General features: G+C 71.6%; 16 protein-coding genes and 1 pseudogene. 10 read left to right on the top strand and 7 right to left on the bottom strand.

Going from position 1 to position 17,871, the window contains the following annotated elements:
* Positions 1-2: 2 nt before the first annotated feature.
* From RIU97_RS09770 to RIU97_RS09755, 4 genes are read left to right on the top strand one after another with little or no spacing between them, the layout of a single operon-like run.
* Entirely contained in the window at positions 3-1,076 is a 1,074-nt protein-coding gene (locus tag RIU97_RS09770) for an ABC transporter permease (RefSeq protein WP_404955251.1), read from the top strand.
* On the top strand, positions 1,073-2,059 hold the full coding sequence (locus RIU97_RS09765; RefSeq protein ID WP_404955249.1) for an ABC transporter permease: 987 nt from the start codon (positions 1,073-1,075) through the stop codon (positions 2,057-2,059). Before RIU97_RS09770 ends, RIU97_RS09765 begins: the two co-directional genes overlap by 4 nt.
* A complete protein-coding gene (locus RIU97_RS09760; protein ID WP_404955247.1) occupies positions 2,059-3,063 on the top strand; it encodes an ABC transporter ATP-binding protein in 1,005 nt (334 codons plus the stop codon). The genes RIU97_RS09765 and RIU97_RS09760 overlap by 1 nt, the downstream gene beginning before the upstream one ends.
* Positions 3,060-4,085 carry an ABC transporter ATP-binding protein gene (locus RIU97_RS09755; RefSeq protein WP_404955245.1) on the top strand — a complete coding sequence of 342 codons (1,026 nt, stop codon included), beginning with the start codon at positions 3,060-3,062 and terminating at the stop codon, positions 4,083-4,085. Before RIU97_RS09760 ends, RIU97_RS09755 begins: the two co-directional genes overlap by 4 nt.
* A gap of 474 nt (positions 4,086-4,559) precedes the next feature.
* Here the strand turns inward: RIU97_RS09755 and RIU97_RS09750 are convergent, their stop codons facing one another.
* On the bottom strand, positions 4,560-5,018 hold the full coding sequence (locus RIU97_RS09750; RefSeq protein WP_404955243.1) for a winged helix-turn-helix transcriptional regulator: 459 nt from the start codon (positions 5,016-5,018) through the stop codon (positions 4,560-4,562).
* Between the two features lie 92 nt (positions 5,019-5,110).
* Here RIU97_RS09750 and RIU97_RS09745 point away from each other — a divergent pair, with 92 nt between their 5' ends.
* Together RIU97_RS09745 and RIU97_RS09740 are read left to right on the top strand one after the other, a co-directional pair.
* A complete protein-coding gene (locus RIU97_RS09745) occupies positions 5,111-5,950 on the top strand; it encodes an SDR family oxidoreductase (RefSeq protein ID WP_404955241.1) in 840 nt (279 codons plus the stop codon).
* Positions 5,951-6,388: 438 nt separating this feature from the next.
* Positions 6,389-6,577 (top strand): annotated as a pseudogene (locus RIU97_RS09740) (IS982 family transposase); the annotation flags it as partial.
* Positions 6,578-6,595: 18 nt separating this feature from the next.
* Here RIU97_RS09740 and RIU97_RS09735 read toward each other — a convergent pair.
* Positions 6,596-8,665, bottom strand: a complete 2,070-nt coding sequence (locus RIU97_RS09735) for a prolyl oligopeptidase family serine peptidase (protein WP_404955238.1) — start codon at positions 8,663-8,665, stop codon at positions 6,596-6,598.
* Positions 8,666-8,748: 83 nt separating this feature from the next.
* Between RIU97_RS09735 and RIU97_RS09730 the strand changes: the two genes are divergently transcribed.
* Complete coding sequence (locus RIU97_RS09730) at positions 8,749-10,302, top strand: MFS transporter (protein WP_404955236.1); 1,554 nt, start codon at positions 8,749-8,751, stop codon at positions 10,300-10,302.
* A gap of 34 nt (positions 10,303-10,336) precedes the next feature.
* Here the strand turns inward: RIU97_RS09730 and RIU97_RS09725 are convergent, their stop codons facing one another.
* The 3 genes from RIU97_RS09725 to RIU97_RS09715 are packed head-to-tail and all read right to left on the bottom strand — an operon-like array spanning position 10,337 to position 12,960.
* Positions 10,337-10,855, bottom strand: coding sequence for an FBP domain-containing protein (locus RIU97_RS09725; RefSeq protein ID WP_404955234.1), 519 nt, complete (start codon positions 10,853-10,855; stop codon positions 10,337-10,339).
* Between the two features lie 38 nt (positions 10,856-10,893).
* Complete coding sequence (locus tag RIU97_RS09720) at positions 10,894-11,487, bottom strand: hypothetical protein (protein WP_404955232.1); 594 nt, start codon at positions 11,485-11,487, stop codon at positions 10,894-10,896.
* A gap of 24 nt (positions 11,488-11,511) precedes the next feature.
* Complete coding sequence (locus tag RIU97_RS09715) at positions 11,512-12,960, bottom strand: cytochrome P450 (protein ID WP_404955231.1); 1,449 nt, start codon at positions 12,958-12,960, stop codon at positions 11,512-11,514.
* A gap of 203 nt (positions 12,961-13,163) precedes the next feature.
* Between RIU97_RS09715 and RIU97_RS09710 the strand changes: the two genes are divergently transcribed.
* Both RIU97_RS09710 and RIU97_RS09705 read left to right on the top strand, forming a co-directional pair.
* The gene (locus RIU97_RS09710) at positions 13,164-13,469 is read left to right on the top strand and encodes a putative quinol monooxygenase (protein ID WP_404955229.1); all 306 of its coding nucleotides are present in this window, start codon (positions 13,164-13,166) and stop codon (positions 13,467-13,469) included.
* Positions 13,470-13,619: 150 nt separating this feature from the next.
* Positions 13,620-14,516 carry an RNA polymerase sigma-70 factor gene (locus tag RIU97_RS09705; protein WP_404955227.1) on the top strand — a complete coding sequence of 299 codons (897 nt, stop codon included), beginning with the start codon at positions 13,620-13,622 and terminating at the stop codon, positions 14,514-14,516.
* Between the two features lie 76 nt (positions 14,517-14,592).
* Here the strand turns inward: RIU97_RS09705 and RIU97_RS09700 are convergent, their stop codons facing one another.
* Positions 14,593-15,600, bottom strand: coding sequence for an excalibur calcium-binding domain-containing protein (locus RIU97_RS09700; protein WP_404955225.1), 1,008 nt, complete (start codon positions 15,598-15,600; stop codon positions 14,593-14,595).
* Positions 15,601-15,759: 159 nt separating this feature from the next.
* On the opposite strand from RIU97_RS09700, the gene RIU97_RS09695 reads away from it, so the two are divergent.
* Positions 15,760-16,713, top strand: coding sequence for a MerR family transcriptional regulator (locus RIU97_RS09695; protein ID WP_404955223.1), 954 nt, complete (start codon positions 15,760-15,762; stop codon positions 16,711-16,713).
* A gap of 96 nt (positions 16,714-16,809) precedes the next feature.
* Here the strand turns inward: RIU97_RS09695 and RIU97_RS09690 are convergent, their stop codons facing one another.
* Positions 16,810-17,688: a GNAT family N-acetyltransferase gene (locus tag RIU97_RS09690; RefSeq protein ID WP_404955221.1), complete on the bottom strand. Its 879-nt coding sequence runs from the start codon at positions 17,686-17,688 to the stop codon at positions 16,810-16,812.
* Positions 17,689-17,871 lie beyond the last annotated feature (183 nt).

The following is a 17,871-nucleotide window of genomic DNA, read 5'->3' as shown; positions in this document are numbered from 1 at the left end:
CCATGACCGCCACCACCCCGGTCCCCGACGACCGGGCAGCCCCGGGCGCCGACAACGCCACCGGCCTTGACGGCGCACCGGCCCCTGGCAGCACACCAGCCGCTGGCGCCGCCTCGGCTCCTGGCGCCACACCCGCCCCCGCCCCCGACTCCGCCGGAGCCGAGCCCGCGGCGGCGCCCGGCAGCAGCCCCTGGCAGCTCGCCCGGCGGGAACTCCGCGGCCGCCCCGCCGTCCGCGTCAGCCTCTGCGTCGTCCTGCTCTTCGTCCTCATGGCCGTGACCGCCCCCTGGCTGGGCGCGCTCGGCGGCTGGTCTCCGGAGCAGTTCGACAAGACCGCCATCGACCCCTACCTCGGCGGCCAGCCCCTCGGCTCCTTCGGCGGGATCAGCCCCGAGCACTGGCTCGGCGTCGAACCCGTCACCGGCCGCGACCTGTTCGCCCGCGTGGTCCACGGCGCACAGGTCTCCCTGCTCATCGCCTTCGCCGCCACCGCCATCGTGGTCGTCGCCGGCACCGCCGCCGGAATCGCCGCAGGCTACTTCGGCGGCCGCACCGACGCGGTCCTGTCCCGGCTCATGGACCTCACCATGTCCTTCCCCTCCCTGATCTTCATGATCGCGATGCTGTCCGTGGCCAAGGACGTCAACCGGATCGTCCTCATGACCTCCGTCATCGGAGTCTTCGGCTGGCCCGGCATCGCCCGCGTCGTCCGCGGCCAGACCCTCTCCCTCAAACACCGCGAGTACGTCGACGCCGCCCGCGTCGGCGGCTCCGGCCCCTGGCGGATCCTGACCCGCGACATCCTCCCCGGCGTCTCGGGCCCCGTCATCGCCTACACCACCCTGCTCATCCCCGGGATGATCAGCACCGAGGCCGCCCTGAGCTACCTCGGCGTCGGAGTCCGCCCGCCCACCCCCTCCTGGGGCCAGATGATCGCCGAGTCCGTCGCCTACTACGAGACCGACCCCATGTACTTCGTCATCCCCAGCGTCTTCCTCTTCCTCGCCGTCCTCGCCTTCACCCTGCTCGGCGACGCGCTGCGCGACATCCTCGACCCGAGGGGCGGCCGCACGTGATCGCCTACCTCGCCCGCCGGCTGCTCGCCCTCGCCGGCGTCCTCCTCGCCATCGCCGCCGTCACCTTCCTCATCTTCTACGTCCTGCCCGCCGACCCGGCCGCGGCCGCCTGCGGCAAGACCTGCAGCGCCGAGCGCCTGGCCGACGTACGGGCGTACCTGGGCCTCGACCAGCCCCTGTGGCGGCAGTTCGCCGACTTCCTGACCGGCATCTTCACCGGCCGCACCCTCGGCACCGGCCAGTACGCCGTCGCCTGCGACTTCCCGTGCCTGGGCTACTCGTACGAGAACTCCCTGCCCGTGTGGGACCTGCTCATGGACCGGCTCCCGGTCTCCGCCTCCCTCGCCCTCGGCGCCGCCGTACTGTGGCTGGTCCTGGGCCTGGGCGCCGGGGTCACCGCCGCCCTGCGCAAGGACACCGCCACCGACAAGGCCCTGATGGTCGGCGCGGTCGCCGCCGCCTCGCTGCCCGTGTACTTCACCTCCGTGATGCTCATCTACGGGGTCATCCGCATCGCCGGCCTCCTGCCCTACCCCACCTACCAGGCCTTCACCGACGACCCCCTCGCGTGGGCCTCGAACCTGCTCCTGCCCTGGACCGCGCTCGCGCTGCTGTACGCCGCCATGTACGCGCGCCAGAGCCGCGGTTCGATGATCGAGGCGATGGCCGAGCCCTACATCCGCACCGCCCGCGCCAAGGGCATGCCCGAGCGGACGGTCGTCGTCAAACACGGGCTGCGTTCCGGGATGACCCCGATCCTCACCATCTTCGGCATGGACCTCGGCGGCCTGCTCGCCGGCGCCGTCATCACCGAGTCCATCTTCGGACTCCCGGGCATAGGGAGGCTGTTCTACGGAGCCCTGGTCAACTCCGACCAGCCCGTGGTCCTCGGGGTGACCCTGCTCGCCGCCTTCTTCATCGTCGTCGCCAACCTCCTGGTCGACCTCCTGTACGCCGTCATCGACCCGAGAGTGAGGTACTGATGACCGCTCCGCTCCTCGAAGTACGCGACCTGCGCGTCACGTTCACCACCGCGCGCGGGACCGTACGGGCCGTCGACTCGATCGGCTTCACCGTCGAGTCCGGACGCACCCTCGGCATCGTCGGCGAATCCGGCTCGGGCAAGTCCGTCACCTCGCTCGCCGTCATGGGCCTGCACCGGGGCCCGGTGGAGGTCGGCGGCTCCGTCGCCCTCGCCGGACGGGAACTGACCACCCTGTCCGAGCGGGAGCTCTCCCGGGTCCGCGGCCGCCGCATCGCCATGATCTTCCAGGACCCGCTCTCCAGCCTGCACCCCTACTACACGGTCGGCGAGCAGATCGCCGAGCACTTCCGGGTGCACTTCAAGGCCGGCCGGGCCGCCGCGCGCAAACGGGCCGTCGACATGCTCGGCGAGGTCGGCATCCCGGAACCGGCCCGGCGCGCGGGGGAGTACCCGCACCAGTTCTCCGGCGGCATGCGGCAGCGCGCGATGATCGCCATGGCCCTCGCCTGCGAGCCCGAGCTGCTGATCGCCGACGAACCGACCACCGCCCTGGACGTCACCGTGCAGGCACAGATCCTGGAACTGATCGCCCGGCTCCAGCAGGAGCGCGGACTCGGCGTCCTGATGATCACCCACGACCTGGGCGTCGTCGCCCGCGTCGCCCACGAGGTGCTGGTCATGTACGGCGGCCGGGCCGCCGAACAGGCCCCGGCCGAAGAACTGTTCGCCGACCCCGCCCACCCCTACACCCGGGGCCTGCTCGACTCGCTGCCCCGCCTCGACAGCGCGGACGACCAGCCCCTGCCCTTCATCCCCGGCTCCCCGCCCTCCCTGCTCGCGCCGGCCCCCGGCTGCGCCTTCGCCCCGCGCTGTTCCCGGGCGGCCGCGCGCTGCACCGACGTACGGCCCGAGCCGGCGGCGTACGGGGACGGCCCGGACCGGACGGTGGCCTGCCACTTCGCCGGAGCCATGACCCGTACCGCCGAGGAGGCGGCCCGATGACCGAGACCGCCGCACGCGAGAGCACGGCACGCGAAGCCGCCGGACCCGGGAGCGCCCCTGCCCTGCTGTCCGTACAGGACCTCACCATGACCTTCCCCGGCAGACGATCCGTGACCGGGCGCCGGGGGGCGCCCGTGCACGCAGTCGACGGGGTGTCCTTCGACCTGGCGGCCGGGCAGACCCTCGGCCTGGTCGGGGAGTCGGGCTGCGGGAAGTCCACCACCGGACGGATGCTGGTGCGGCTGCTGGAACCCACCTCGGGCCGGGTCGTCTTCGAGGGCAAGGACATCAGCCGGCTGTCCCAGGGCGCCCTGCGCCCGCTGCGCAAGAGCATCCAGATGGTCTTCCAGGACCCGCACTCCTCGCTCAACCCGCGCCAGACCGTGGCCCGGATCATCTCCGACCCCCTGCTGGTGCAGGGCTGCAGCGCGACGGACGCCCGCCGCCGGGCCGCCGAGCTGATGGAGCTCGTCGGGCTGATCCCCGAGCACATCGACCGCTACCCGCACGAGTTCTCCGGCGGCCAGGCCCAGCGCATCGGCATCGCCCGCTCGCTCTCCACCAGCCCGCGGCTGATCGTCGCCGACGAACCGGTCTCCGCCCTGGACGTCTCCGTCCAGGCCCAGATCGTCAACCTGATGGAGCGGCTGCGCAGCGAACTGGGCCTCGCCTACGTGTTCATCGCCCACGACCTGTCCGTGGTCAAACGGGTCAGCGACCGGGTCGCCGTCATGTACCTCGGCCGGATCGTCGAGATCGGGGACAAGAAGTCCCTCTACGAGAACCCGCAGCACCCGTACACCCGGGCGCTGCTGTCCGCCGTCCCGCTGCCCGACCCGGCGGCGGAGCGGCGGCGGGAGCGGATCGTGCTGCTCGGCGACCCGCCGAGCCCGACCGCTCCGCCCCCCGGCTGCACCTTCCACCCCCGCTGCCCCAAGGCACAGGAGATCTGCCGCACCGAACGCCCCCTGCTCCAGCTCGCCGCCTCCCGCGAGGTGGCCTGTCACTTCCCCGGTGACTGACGGGGGTCCAGGGGGAAGAAGGCGGAGGACCCGGGGCCGGCACGACCGGCCCCGGGTCCTCCTGCCCCGCAGGCGCGGCAACCGCCCGGTACGACGGCCGCCCGGGCTGGCGTACGGACGATGCCCAGGCCTACGGTCGTGGTTTCGGCATGAACGTCGAGGACGCGAGGCGGGCGCTCCAGGACTGGTGGTGGAGCTCCTGGCCCTCGCGGGGACGGTGGCTGGCGTGACGACGGGGCGACTGCGACGCTGGTGGTACGCGCCGGCGGCAGCCCTGATCCTCACCGCCCTGGTCCGCATGGCGTTCGCCCCGCAGCCCTGACCGCCGGGCCGGCATCCGGCCCCGGCCGTGGCGCGCCCCGCCGGTGGTGGGCCGGCGGGGCGGAGGGGGCTGCCTAGATGATCGATCCCAAGGGATCGTGTGGGATCTCAGGTCCGTGCTGGGAGTACGCACGAACCCTTCTGCTGTCACGGTCAGTGTTCGTCGTCGAGATGATGAAGCTGTTGGGGGCCTGGGGTGGTCAGCTGCTTCGCTCGACCTGTTGCGCTCAGCCGCTCCGTGGCGGACGTCCCGCCGGCTGCCAGCCGCTGTGTGATCCGGTCGAACAAGTCCGTCAGCGGCGCACCGACGTCCTGCCCGAACTCAGTCAGTCCGTAGGTGACTTGGGGTGGCGTCGTCGGCTCGACCTGCCGCCAGACCAGGTCGTCCTGGACCAGTGCGCGCAGTGTCTGAGCGAGCATCTTCTCGCTGATGCCCTGGATGCTGTCGCGCAGCTCGTAAAACCGAAGGTTGGTGCTCCGCAAGGAGATCAGCACCCAGACACCCCACCTGCTGGTCACGTGGTCGACCACGTCGCGCGCAGGGCAGTCGGTGTGAAACACCTCATACCGATGGCCCGCCTCGGCCTGCGTCAGCTGCGCACCTTCCCTCATGTCCGGAGCTTACCTCTGGGTATGTCCTTACGAAAAGTAGGCCTGCCTCCTAGCGTCAATTGCCGCAGTGCACAACGGACTAGGAGCTGAACATGATCGTGGTGACCGGGGCTACCGGGAATGTGGGCCAGCCTTTGACGCAGGCCCTGGCCAAGGCGGGCGAGCGGGTGACGGCGGTGTCACGGCACGCTGCGGCAATGCCGGACGGGGTCCGGCACGTGCCGGCTGACTTGGCCGAGCCGCAGGGCCTCACCCCCGCTTTGGACGGGGCGAAGGCGCTCTTCCTCCTGCTGTCCGGCGATCTGCACGCCCCCGAAGCCAGGCCGACCGACCTTATCGACCTGGCTGCTGCCAGCGGGGTCCGCCGAGTCGTCCTGCTGTCTTCGCAGGGCGTGGCGACCAGGCCGCTCGGCCCGTCGCGGATCGCGATGCGCGCGGTGGAGGACGCGTTGAGAGAGTCCGGCCTGGACTGGGCCGTCCTACGACCGGGCGGCTTCGCCTCCAACGCCTTGGCGTGGGCGGAGTCCGTCCGCACGCAAGGGACGGTCGCCGCACCCTTCGGCGATGTCGGGGTTCCGATCGTCGACCCGGCGGACATCGCCGAGGTCGCGGCGGCCTGCCTGCTGGACGACCGGCACACCGGCGGAATCTTCGAGCTGACCGGGCCCGAGGTGATCACGCCCCGTCAGCAGTCGGAGGCCATCGCCGCCGCGCTCGGCTCGCCGGTGCGATTCCACGAACTCACCCGCGAGGAGGCCAAAGCCGCGATGACCCAGTTCGTGCCGCCGGAGCTCGCCGACGACACCCTGGACATCATCTCCGCCCCGACCCCCGCCGAACTGCGGATCAGCTCGGACGTGGAGCGAGTCCTCGGTCGCGCTCCGCGCCCCTTCAACAACTGGGTCGCCCGTAGCATCGCCGCTTTTCGCTGAGGCACAACTCGGCTGAAGCGCCCGGGCAGCCTCGTGCGACTACGGCCGCACGGGGCGGCCCCGTAGCGTCACCGCCCACCAACCATCCAAAACTCAAGAGCCGGAGCGACCTGGCAAGGTCCTACTGGTCTCCTGCGCCGGAGATCCGTTGGCAGGAGCGGGCGAGGGAGTCGAGGATCTCATCGGCTGTTTCGGTCCAGGTGAACGGGGTCGAGTTCTCGTTCCACCGGCTCGAAGACAGAGTTGGACTCCCTCGCGACCGCAATCTGCGTGCAGACCGACGACCTGCTGAAGGACTCGCCGCATCTCGCACCCTGGCGTCCGGCGGTCGGGATCACTGCGCAGTCGGCCGATGCCGAGCTGGTCACGCTCGCGGTGATGCAGGCCATGCTGGGCTTTACCTCCAAGGCCAGGTGGCTCCGTCACGCCCGCTCCCACCTGCGGCAGGTCATCGAGTCGGTCAACGAAACCTCCAGGGGCCAGCTCGGCCTCGAGCAGCACCGAGGGCGCACACCAGGCGGTGTCATCGCCCGCGTCATGCAGCGAATCCTCGCGCTGACCGCCGCGATCTGGCACAACGACCACACCGGCCAGCCCCTGCGCTCACTGACCGCCTACGATCACTGACCCCTTGGAATCGATCATCTAGGCGAGTTCGCGGCGGAAGAACTCCAGTTCCAGTGCCATCAGTTTCTCCCGGGTGCCGCCCGGGGTCATGTGGGTGACGCCCGGGAGTGCCAGCAGCTGGTGCGGGCGGCCCGCGTCCGTCAGGGCCTGCGAGAGGCGCAGGGTGTGCGACGGATGGACGTTGTCGTCGGCCAGGCCCGTGATCAGCAGCAGGGGGCGGGAGAGCCCGGGGGCGTCGGGGATGAGGGAGTCCCGCTCGTAGACGTCCGGGTGCTCCTGCGGGAGGCCCAGGTACCGCTCCGTGTACGCGGTGTCGTAGTGCCGGAAGTCGGTGGGCGCGGCCCCGGCCGCCGCCGCGTGGAAGACGTCCGGGCGGCGCAGCACCGCCATGGCCGCGAGGTAGCCGCCGTAGGACCAGCCGCGCACCCCGACCCGGCCGAGGTCGAGGTCGCCGTGGCGGGCGGCGAGTGCGTGGAGGGCCGCGACCTGGTCGTCGAGGGTGACCTCGGAGAAGCCGCGGTACATGGCGTGCGTGTAGGAAGGGGAGACGTACGGGGTCCCGCGGTTGTCGACGGTCACCACCGCGAAGCCCTGGTCGGCCCACCACTGGCGGAGCTGCCAGCGGCGCGGGTCGGCGGTGACGTCCTGCATGCCGGGGCCGCCGTAGCTGTCCATCAGGACGGGCAGCTTCCGGCCGGGCACGTGGTCGCGGGGCAGCACGAGCGCGGTGGGGATGCCACGCTCGGTGACCCGTTCCAGGAGGGGCTCCGTCCGGTAGGGCAGCGGCTGCGACAGGTCGGCGGGGGTGAACTCCCGCCCGTCGGGGGTGCGTACGGTGCGGCGGACCCCGTCGGCGTCGGCGGAGGTCAGCAGCAGGGTGCCGGCCGAGGCGGACACGGTGTGCACCCCGGGGCCGTCGGCCACAGGGGTCAGCTCCCCGGTGGTGGGGTCCAGCAGCAGCACCTGCTGTTCTGCGGGGTCGCGCAGACCGGCCACGATCAGCAGCCGGTCCTGGTGGACCCCGGCCACGCCGCGGACCTGGATGTCGTCCCCGGTGAGCAGCCGGCCGTCCACCGCGAGGGCCCGGGCGGCGCCGCCCCCGGTGTCGGCGGCGGTCAGCATCCGCCCGTCGGCGAGGCGGGCCGGGGTGCCGGGGAGGTCCGGGTCCACCCAGTGCGGGTGCGTGGTGCGGGAGAGTTCGGTGGTGCGGCCGGTGGCCGGGTCGGCGGAGAGCAGCAGCACGTTCTGCTGGAGCCGGTCCTGGACGGTCAGCAGGATCTCCCCGGCCGACTCCCAGCCCGCGTCGGAGACGTAGGGGTAGGTCTCGGCGTCCCAGTCGAGCCGGATCCGGGCCGGGCCCCCGGCCTCGTCCTCTCGGAGTACCCACAGCTGGACGTCGGCGTTGGGCCCGCCCGCCTCGGGGTAGGCGAAGTCCTCGGCGGGCAGCTCGGGGTGCGCCGGGTCGGCGAAGTACCTCCGCTGGAGGGCGGATTCGTCGACGCGGGCGGCCAGCAGGGTGACCCCGTCCGGGGACCACCAGTGGCCCCGTGAGCGGCCGAACTCCTCGGCGGCGGCGAACTCGGCGAGGCCCCAGCGGGCCCCGTCGCCGGGGCTGACCCGGCCGCCCGGAGCGATGTACAGGGCGTCGTCGCAGACGTACGCGGTGCGCGAGCCGTCGGCGTTGGGCCGCGGGTCCACGGCGGGTCCGGCGGCCGGGATCTCCTCGGGCTTCCCGTCGCCGGCCGCCGTGACTCCGTAGAGCCGCCCGTACAGCGCGAAGACGGCGCGCAGGCCGTCGCCGGAGAGGGCGTACGAGCCGATGCCGGCGGCGACGAGCCGGGTCCGCTCGCGCAGCCGGCGCTCGGCGTCCGGGAGGGCGCCCGGCTCGGGGCACAGCTCGCGGGGATCGGCAAGCCGGGTCTCGGCGCCGGTGGTGGTGTCGAGCACCCAGAGGCTGTCGAAGGCGTCGGTGGGGCCGGTGGAGCGGAGGAACCAGAGGAGCCGGCCGTCGTCCCCGAAGGAGAACGCGCGCGGGGCGCCGTAGGAGAAGCGGGCCGTGCTCGCGGAGAGCCTGAGGAAGTCATCCATGATCGTAGTGTGACATGTGCAATGTCACTACCACTAGGCCGTTCGAGTGGTGACCCCGGAGGTGCGGGCTTAGCGTCGAAAGGGTGGACCCGAACGTATCGCCGAGCAGCAGCGGGACCGATGGCAAGGTCCGAGAAAGCGGCCACGGACTCGCCCTGTTCGTCATCGCCTCCTGTCAGCTCATGGTGGTGCTCGACATCACGATCGTGAACATCGCGCTGCCACACATCCAGACCGCGCTCGACTTCTCCACCGAGAGCCTCTCCTGGGTCGTCAACGCCTACACCCTCGCCTTCGGCGGCCTGCTGCTCCTCGGCGGCCGCACCGGCGACATCCTCGGCCGCAAGCGCGTCTTCATCTTCGGTGTCCTGCTCTTCGGCCTGGCCTCCTTCCTCGGCGGACTCGCCCAGAACGAGGGTCAGTTGATGGCGGCCCGCGCCCTCCAGGGCGTCGGCGGAGCCATCGCGTCCCCGACCTCCCTCGCACTGATCACCACCACCTTCCGCGAAGGCCCCGCACGCAACCGGGCCTTCGGCGTGTTCGCCGGCGTCTCGGCGGCCGGCGGCGCGATCGGTCTGCTCGCGGGCGGCATCCTCGTCGAATGGCTCGACTGGCGCTGGGTGCTCTTCGTCAACGTCCCCATCGCCGTGGTGATCGCGATACTGGCCGCGAAGGTCCTGCGCGAATCCGAACGCCACCCCGGACACTTCGACTTCGCCGGCGCGCTGCTGTCCACCCTGGGCATGGTCGCGCTGGTCTACGGCTTCATCCGGGCCTCCCAGGAGGGCTGGCGCGACCCTGCGACCCTCGGCTCCTTCGGCGCCGCCGTGGTCCTGCTGACGCTGTTCATCCTCAACGAGCGGCGCTCGCCCCAGCCCATCACCCCGCTGCACATGTTCGCCGACCGCAACCGGGCCGGGACCTACGGGATCATGCTCATGCTCGCCTGCGCGATCTTCGGCATGTTCTTCTTCCTGACCCTCTTCGTGCAGATCGTGCTCGGCTTCAGCCCGATCCAGGCCGGCCTCGCCTTCCTCCCGGTCAGCGTGATGGTCGCGCTGGGCGCCGGGCTCACCTCGCAACTGCTCCCGAGGTTCGGTCCCAAGCCGTTCATGGTCGGCGGCGCCCTGTCCTCGGCGGCCGGGCTCGGCTGGCTGACGCAGACGGACGTCCACTCCACGTACCTCGGCAGCATCCTGGGCCCGATGCTGCTGTTCGCCCTCGGCATGGGTCTGCAATTCGTCTCGCTGACCCTGATGGCCCTGTCCAACGTCCCCGACCGGGAGTCGGGAGCCGCGTCCGGGCTGCTCAACACGATGCAGCAGGTGGGCGGCTCGCTCGGCCTGTCCATCCTGGTGACGGTCTTCGGCACGGCGAGCCGCAACGAGGCGAAGGACCAGGTGGCCGGCTTCCTCAGCACGGCCACCCCCGCACAGCTGGCCTCCTTCCGGCGCACCGGACAGGTCCCGAAGCCGTGGAGCGACCAGATCCTCACCTCGGGCATCAGCGCGGCCTTCATCGTGGCGGCCATGTTCACCCTGATCGGCGCGGTGATCGCACTGTTCGCCATCCAGGTCCGCCCCTCGGACCTCGAACGCCTCCAGGGCAACCACACCCCGGCGGCGGACCGCACCTAGTGCGGTGACCGCCGACGGCTCAGCCGAAGCGAGTTCAGGCCGCGGGGACCCCGGCCGCGGTGACCCGGGCCGCGAAGGCGTCCAGGTTGCCCCACATGCGGGCGAGGCGTTCGTCCAGGGTCAGGGACTCCTCGTAGCGGCCGGCGCGCAGCTTCGGCTGCCGCTTGCCGCGCAGGTACAGGGAGCAGGCCAGGTCCGCGCAGACGTAGGTGCCGACCGTGTTGCCCTCGCGGCCGCGGGCGCCCGCCAAGGGGGCGGCGAGGAGGGTGACCCCGGAGGACGCGTGACCCGTCAGACAGATCTGGCACAGGCTGGACTTCACCGCGCTGGTGCGGCCAGCCGACGGTACGCGCAGCGAGATCCCCAGCGGCCCCGTCTCCCGCGGCAGCACGAGGTGGGCCCGCAGCGGCGCTCCCGGATCCACCCATCCCAGGAAGTCCAGGTCGTCCCAGGGCAGTTCGGCGAAGTCGAGCGGCAGCCGCAGCCGCGCGGCCTCGCCCTTGGTGCAGTTCACGAAGGACGCACGGATCTGTTTCTCGCTGAGTGGTTCCACGGGCATCGACCTCATGGCCCGTTCTGACCGTTCGCACCTCAATATCCGGTCTCCGGCGCCTGCGCGAGCGCGGCGCGCAGCCGGGCGGCGTCGGCCCGGGTGTTCATCCGCAGGGCCAGCCAGGAGCCGTCCGGGAAGGCCAGGTCCACCCGGGCCCGCCGGCGGCGGAGCCGGGGGACGCGGCGCAGGGCGCAGGCCGCGGTGTGCGCCGCGCGGGCCGGGTCGCCGCGGCCCCACGGCGGCCGCGCGGTGACGGTTCCAGAGCACCGCGCATCCTCCGGGAGGCCGGGGTGCGCGGTGAACGTGCCGTACGGACCGCGGGTCTCGGCCTGCCAGCGCGTCCAGTGGAAGCCGTGCAGGGCCAGGGCGAAGCGGCCCGCCTCGCTCGCCCAGCCGCCCCGCAGCGCCGGGCCGTGGAAGAGCCGGCCGAACAGGCGGCCGATCCGTTCGAACGGATCCAGCAGTGCGGCCCCCGCCTCGGGCAGGTCGTCGGGCAGCGCGCTCAGGAACCCGAAGACGAAGAAGCCGCTGATCCGGCGCAGCAGCGGTTTCGGGGCGGGCGAGCCGGGCAGCATCGCGCGCGGCGGGCGGCGTACGTAAGGTGACAATCTGCCCGGAATCTCCTCGTCCATCCAGCCATGATGGCCGGACGGCCGCTACCCGTCCACGCGACGGACCCGGCAGCGCGCCGGACCGTCCGTCCGCAGGGTGATCCCGGCCCCGACCGGGATCTCGGTGTCCACGGCCTCGAACTCGTACGCCCGCAGGATCATCGCCAGCGCGACCACCGACTCCAGCATCGAGAAGTGCTGCCCGATGCAGGCGCGCGGGCCGCCGCCGAAGGGGAACCACGCGTAGCGCGGCCGCGCCGCCTCCGCCTCCGGGGTGAAGCGCTCCGGGTCGAAGCGGTCCGGGTCCGGCCAGTGCTCCGGATGGCGGTGCGTCACCCAGGGCGCCAGGATCACGTCCGCGCCCGCGGGGACGGTGTGCTCCCCGATCCGGGTGTCGGCGACGGCCTTGCGGCCGATGACCGGCGCGGCGGGGTACAGCCGCATGGCCTCCTTGAGCACCCGGGTGAGGTACGGGAGCCGGTCCATGTCGGCGGCCTCGGGCGTACGGTCGCCCAGGACGCGGGAGATCTCCTCGCGGGCCCGGCTCTGCTCCTCGGGATGGCGGGCGAGCAGGTGCAGGGCGAAGCAGAGGGAGGTGGCGGTCGTCTCGTGCCCGGCGAGCAGGAAGATCAGTACCTGGTCGCGCAGCTCGGAGGCGTCGAACTCCCCGTCGTCGGAACTCCTGGCGGCGGCCAGCAGCGTCAGCAGGTCCTCGCCGGTGCTGCCCCGGCCACCGGTGTCCGTACCGCCGGTGTCCGTACCGACAGGGTCCGCACCGACAGGGTCTGCACCGGCCCCGCGCCGCTCGGCGATGATCTTGTCGCACACCCCGTAGAGCTCGTCCATCGCGGCGGCCGCGCGCCTGTTGCCCGGGGTGGGCCAGTGCCGCGGGACGTTGGCGGGGGAGTAGCCGCGGCGCAGCACGTAGTCCGTGATGACCGGAAAGCACCGGGCCACGACTTCGGCGGTCGCCTCGACGTCGGTGCCGAAGAGGATCCGGGCGACGGCGCGCAGGGCGAGGTGCGTCATCTCGTCGGAGACGTCGACCACGCCGTCCACGGCCTTTTCCCAGGAAGCGATGACCGACGCGGTCTCGGCGGCGACGGCCCCGGCGTAGCCGTCCACCCGGCGCCGGGTGAAGAGCGGCTGGACGAGCCGGCGCTGGCGCAGGTAGTCCTCGTCCTGACTGGTCAGCAGACCGTTGCCGAAGGAGTCCCGGACCTCCTGGTAGAAGGCGTTGTCCTTGCGGAAGTTGGCCGCGTCGGAGGCGAGCACCTGCTGGGCGCCCTCGGGCGAGAAGACGCAGTACAGCTCGGCCCGCATGCCGGGCGGGCCGGCCGTGACCCGTACGAGGTCGCCGTGCCGGTGCTGCGCCCGCAGATAGGTGCCGAGGGAGTCCGACTTCAGGTCGAAGAGCGACCCGAGCAGCGGAACCCCGACGAGCCCGGGAACCTCCGCCCCCGCACCGGCCCCTGCGTCCGATCCACCTGCCATGCCCGCTCCCTCCCCCGTACCGGAGGCCCGATTCTGCCGGTCGCCCGGCCCGTCTGACCAGGGCCCACGCCCCATCCGTCCGAATACCGACGAGCCTCGGGGGCGTCGGACGGTCCACAGGGTGATCAAGAAACCGTGCGTGACGGGACATCACCTACCCTGGCCAACGCCGGTCAACGCCCGCCTCGTTGAAGGAGTTCCCGATGTCCGTCGTCGTCACCGCCGTGGTCCACCCCAAGCCGGGGCTGCTGGAGGAAGCGCTGGCCACGTACGCCCGCCACATCGAAGCCGTCCACGCCGAGCCCGGCTGCGAGCTCTACGCGCTGCACACCGACGGGACCTCGATCGTGATCATCGAGAAGTGGGCCGGCCAGGCCGACCTCGACGCACACGCGAGCGGCGAGGTGATGGCGAAGCTCGGGCCGGAGCTGAACGCCCTGCGCGACCAGCCCGCCGACGTCACGATCCTCCAGCCCCGCCCGGCGGGATCCGCACAGGGCGCCCTGTAGCCGGAGCCGGACGCGCCCCGCTCGTCGCGGCGGAGTGATCTGCCTCACGGCATGTCACAACGGCCGCTCGCGCGGTGTCCTGAGGGCGGACCCGCGCAGCGGGGGAGGCGCGCCACGACCGGGCGGGCCGCGAGTGAGAGGGATCGGGACATGAGCGACCAGGCCACCGACGCGGCGACCGAGACCTTCGTCGCCCACCGCAACCTGCTCTTCACCGTCGCCTACGAGATGCTCGGATCGGCGGCCGACGCCGAAGACGTCCTCCAGGAGACCTGGCTGCGGTGGATCAGGACGGACCTGCAGGAGGTGCGCGACCAGCGCGCCTACCTGGTCCGGATCACGACCCGGCAGTCGCTCAACCGGCTGCGGACGATGACCCGCCGCAAGGAGTCGTACGTGGGCCCCTGGCTGCCCGAGCCGCTGCTCACCGCGCCGGACGTGGCCGAGGACGCCGAGCTCGCCGAGAGCGTGTCGATGGCGCTCATGCTCGTCCTCGAAACGCTGTCGCCGACCGAGCGCGCCGTCTTCGTGCTGCGCGAGGTCTTCGACGTCGGCTACGAGGAGATCGCGGCCGCCGTCGACAAGAGCCCCGCGGCCGTCCGCCAGATCGCGCACCGCGCCCGCCGGCACGTGGACGCCCGCCGCCCGCGCGAGACGGGCTCCGCGAGCAGGACCCGGGCGGCTCTGGAGTCGTTCCAGCGCGCGCTCGAAACCGGCGACCTGCAGGGCCTCCTCGACGTCCTGGCCCCCGAGGTCGTCCTGATGAGCGACGGCGGCGGCATCAGGCAGGCCGCGGTGCGGCCGGTCATCGGCGCGGACAAGGTGACCCGCTTCATCCTGGGCGGCATCGGCAAGCACCGGAGCATGGTCACCGCCGACCCCACCGTGGCCAACGGCCACCCGGCACTGTTCGTGCGCGTGAACGGCGAGATCGACGGCATCATCACGGCCCGCGTGGAAGCCGGCCGCATCACCGGCCTCTACTACGTCCGCAACCCGGAAAAACTGACCCGCATCGCCTCGGAGACCCCGCTCACCCTGCGGTGAACACCGCGCGAGAGCGGGGCGGCTCGGGAATCCGGCACACCTTCGAGGCCGGCTCGTGCCGGCCCGTCACCCTGGCCTATTCACAGGCCACTCCGTCGCCATCCCGGTCGAGGTGGCGCCCGTATCCGGGGTCGTTCCGGCGGATCGGAGCGGCTCCCGCTGCGCGAACCGCCGTGCAGTTCTTGTAGTAGACGCTGCCGCCGCCGCCACCGCCACCGCCGCCGCCAGTGGACGATCCGGCTGAGGCGGAGGTGCCGGAGTCGTCATCGTTGCCCGGTGGGCGCGGCGCCGTTGTCGGGTCGGGGTGCAGTTTGCTGCCCTCCGCTGCCGGGCAGGCCGTGGCGGGTGCGACGACCTTGAGGCGGGCGCTCGACGTCTTCGGGTACTGGATTTCCTTGCCCTCGGCGGGGTCCTGGAAGCAGACGGTCCAGTCGTCGACGGCGGCCGGGAGGGTGACGTCGGTGTAGGCGCTCTGCGGTTCGATCGCCTTGAGCCCGATCGGCTTGAGGGTCTCGGACGCCTTGGAGAAGGTGAGACCGACCACCTTCGGCATCTTCGGATACGGGATCGGCTCGCCGTCCTTCGCAGGGCACGGCCACTCGTTGCGCACCACGCCGAAGTCGAGTGTGGATCTTCCGGCAGACTCCGCCGCCGCGCTCTGGAAGCAGATCTTCCAGTTGTCCTCGTCCAGCTGGCCGGCATCGTCCGGGCCGGCGTCGTGGGAGATCGAGTTGTAGCCGGCGGCGTAGGCGGCGGTCTTCGCCTGCTTGAGGTTCTGGCCGACGTAGCTGGGCGGCGCGGTCGGGCTCGGAGTCGTCGCGGGCGCCGTGCTCTGGACTGCGGCAGCCTTCGGTTTCGCGTCCGTCTCGGTCTTCTTCGGCGGATCGCCCAGGAACGGCGTCAGGAACCAGAGGCCGGCCAGAACCGTTGCGACGACCTTCTTCACCTGACTCCACGGACTCAGCCAGGCGAGGGCTATGCCGGCGGGCGGTATGAGGACCAGCAGGGAAATGATCAGTGCCGGGTGCTGCCACCAGCGCCGTGCGGGCGCTTGGGGGTAAGGGTGCGGCGCAGGGTATGTCACGTGGCGTCCTTCTGGCGGTACGTGAGGGGCCCGGCGAGCGTATAGAAGATTGAAACTTGTACCGGTCGGTACGCGAGATGAGTCGAGGGAGTCTCGGAGTCAGGCTCGGCTGGGAGGGGCCTTGAGTCTCCAGTGACTGGAGACAGCAGAGTGGGGGACATGGACGCCACGACCCTCTACTCGATCGGGGAGCTCTCCCGGCGCACGGGCCTGCCCGTGAGGACCATCCGGTTCTACTCCGATTCGGGGGTGGTGGCGCCGACCACCCGAAGCCCCGCCGGCTATCGGCTCTACGACCTCGACGCGCTGCGTCGTCTGGAACTCCTGCGCACCCTGCGCGAGCTGGGCATGGACCTGGCCACGATTCAGCGGGTGCTGGACCGCGAGCTCTCGGTGGCGGAAGTCGCCGCGGCGCACGCCGATGCCACGGACGTCCGGATCCGGGTGCTGCAACTGCGCCGGAGCGTTCTGCGGGCCGTGGCCAAGGGCGGGTCCAGTCCCGAGGAGACCCAGCTCATGCACAGGCTCACGCAGTTGTCCGGCGAGGAACGCCGGCGCTTGATCGACGATTTCCTGGAGGGCACCTTCGGCACCTTCGGCACCCTCGGCACAGCGGACGCGGACCCCGCCGCGGTGGCCATGGTGCGCGCCGCCACTCCCGACCTCCCCGGTGATCCGTCCAGCGAGCAGGTCGCCGCGTGGGTGGAACTCGCCGAGCTGGTCGGCGACGAGGACTTCCGGGCCCGGATGCGCCGGACGGCCGCGTGCCAGGCCGCCGGGCGCACGCTCGGCATCGAGAGCGAGGCCGGCGAGGAACTGATGGAGTTCACCCGTCAGAAGGTGGCCGAGGCCGTGGAGTCGGGCATCGACCCGCTGAGCGACAGGGGCGCGCCCGTCATCGACGACCTCGTGCACCGCTTCGCCGAGGCCTTCGCGCGCACCCCTGACACGGAGTTCCGGGACTGGATGGCCCGGCAGTTCGAAGAAGCACACGATCCCCGGGTGGACCGGTACTGGCGGCTGGTGTGGATCGTCAACGGCTGGCAGGTGGTACCGAACCTGGTCCCGGTGTACCCCTGGCTCGTCCAGGCCCTGCGCAACGGCCGCCCTTGAACGAGCCCTCCTGACCTGCGGGCCTGCTAGGGCCTGTTGGGAAGGTGCCGACGGGCCGGACGAGGTGATGCCCAGGTCCGGCCCGGCCGCTCGCCTCTACAGGTCGAGCTGGTACTGGAGTGTCGTGTGCGTGGGCACGTAGCCGAGGCTGTCGCTGATGTGTCTCATGTGCGTGTTGCTGTCGGCAGTGTCGGTCAGGAGGCCGCCGAGGTCTGGGTAGCGCCCGTGGGCTTGTCGGATCGACTCGGCCTTCATCCATCGGCCGAGGCCGTGTCCGCGGTGCTCGGGCAGCACACCGGTGCCGTAGTGCTGGCCATCACCCGTGCCATTGCCGGGGACGACGAGTTCGGTGAATCCGGCGATCGAGTCGTCGCAGGTGTCGATGGCGACGACCGTGTGCAACTGGTCGCCGCGCTCTTCGACGGCCTTCGCCGCAGCCCGAACCCGGTCCACGTCCCAGGCCACGGTGCCGTAGTCGGTGTCCTCCATGGGCATATCGTCCATGGCCCGGCGTGAGGCGGCGAACGTCTGGGCAAGGGCGTCGGGGACGGTTCCCTGCCATGACGCCAGCCGGTAGCCGGGATGCGGACGCTCGATGACCTCGGCGAGGGCGATGGCGTCCACGTCGGCCAGCGGCAAGCGGGCGAACCTCAAGGTGAGCACCTTGCGGAAGCCGCGGGCCCGCAGGAAGTGATCGCCGGGCGATCCGGCCTGGGCCTGCGCGCTGACGCAGCGCCGGGCGTTGTCCCGGGCGGCGGCCACGGCCGTGTCGAGGAGCCGGGAGCCGACGCCCTTGCGGCGCTCCACGGGATGGACGTGGAGGGTCAGTTCGGCCAGGTGCTCTTGTCCGCCATCGAACAGGCGCAGAAAGGCCGTCCCGACGGGGATGGAATCGGCGTCAGACTCCAGCCATGCAAGGCGTCGGCTGTGCGCCCCGTGAGCAGGGTCGGTCAGTGGGGTGATGCGAAACGACAAGGTGTCTCCGTCGTGAGGAGGTGGCAAAGGTCAGTACGCGGGCTCAACTGCTGGGCACTCCTGCGCATGTGCTCCACACCTCCTCGTCGACAGAGCCGGTCCCGATCAACATGGACGGCTGGGAGAACTTAGCTGGCCTGTCGGTTCCTCGGCAAAGGGTTGACTGAAGGCTGGTGCGGCCGT

Source organism: Streptomyces sp. 147326, assembly GCF_045000215.1.
GTDB lineage: Bacteria > Actinomycetota > Actinomycetes > Streptomycetales > Streptomycetaceae > Streptomyces.
Note: the sequence above shows the minus strand (reverse complement) of the source record. Positions and strands in the feature narration are given on the sequence as shown.

What these genes read in the sequence shown, in the direction of transcription:
- RIU97_RS09710 (WP_404955229.1), top strand. Translation starts at nt 13,164, where the DNA reads ATGTCCGTCGTCGTCACCGCCGTGGTCCACCCCAAGCCGGGGCTGCTG.
- RIU97_RS09705 (WP_404955227.1), top strand. Translation starts at nt 13,620, where the DNA reads ATGAGCGACCAGGCCACCGACGCGGCGACCGAGACCTTCGTCGCCCAC.
- RIU97_RS09770 (WP_404955251.1), top strand. Translation starts at nt 3, where the DNA reads ATGACCGCCACCACCCCGGTCCCCGACGACCGGGCAGCCCCGGGCGCC.
- RIU97_RS09695 (WP_404955223.1), top strand. Translation starts at nt 15,760, where the DNA reads ATGGACGCCACGACCCTCTACTCGATCGGGGAGCTCTCCCGGCGCACG.
- RIU97_RS09715 (WP_404955231.1), bottom strand. Translation starts at nt 12,960, where the DNA reads ATGGCAGGTGGATCGGACGCAGGGGCCGGTGCGGGGGCGGAGGTTCCC.
- RIU97_RS09755 (WP_404955245.1), top strand. Translation starts at nt 3,060, where the DNA reads ATGACCGAGACCGCCGCACGCGAGAGCACGGCACGCGAAGCCGCCGGA.
- RIU97_RS09750 (WP_404955243.1), bottom strand. Translation starts at nt 5,018, where the DNA reads ATGAGGGAAGGTGCGCAGCTGACGCAGGCCGAGGCGGGCCATCGGTAT.
- RIU97_RS09720 (WP_404955232.1), bottom strand. Translation starts at nt 11,487, where the DNA reads ATGGACGAGGAGATTCCGGGCAGATTGTCACCTTACGTACGCCGCCCG.
- RIU97_RS09735 (WP_404955238.1), bottom strand. Translation starts at nt 8,665, where the DNA reads ATGGATGACTTCCTCAGGCTCTCCGCGAGCACGGCCCGCTTCTCCTAC.
- RIU97_RS09745 (WP_404955241.1), top strand. Translation starts at nt 5,111, where the DNA reads ATGATCGTGGTGACCGGGGCTACCGGGAATGTGGGCCAGCCTTTGACG.
- RIU97_RS09760 (WP_404955247.1), top strand. Translation starts at nt 2,059, where the DNA reads ATGACCGCTCCGCTCCTCGAAGTACGCGACCTGCGCGTCACGTTCACC.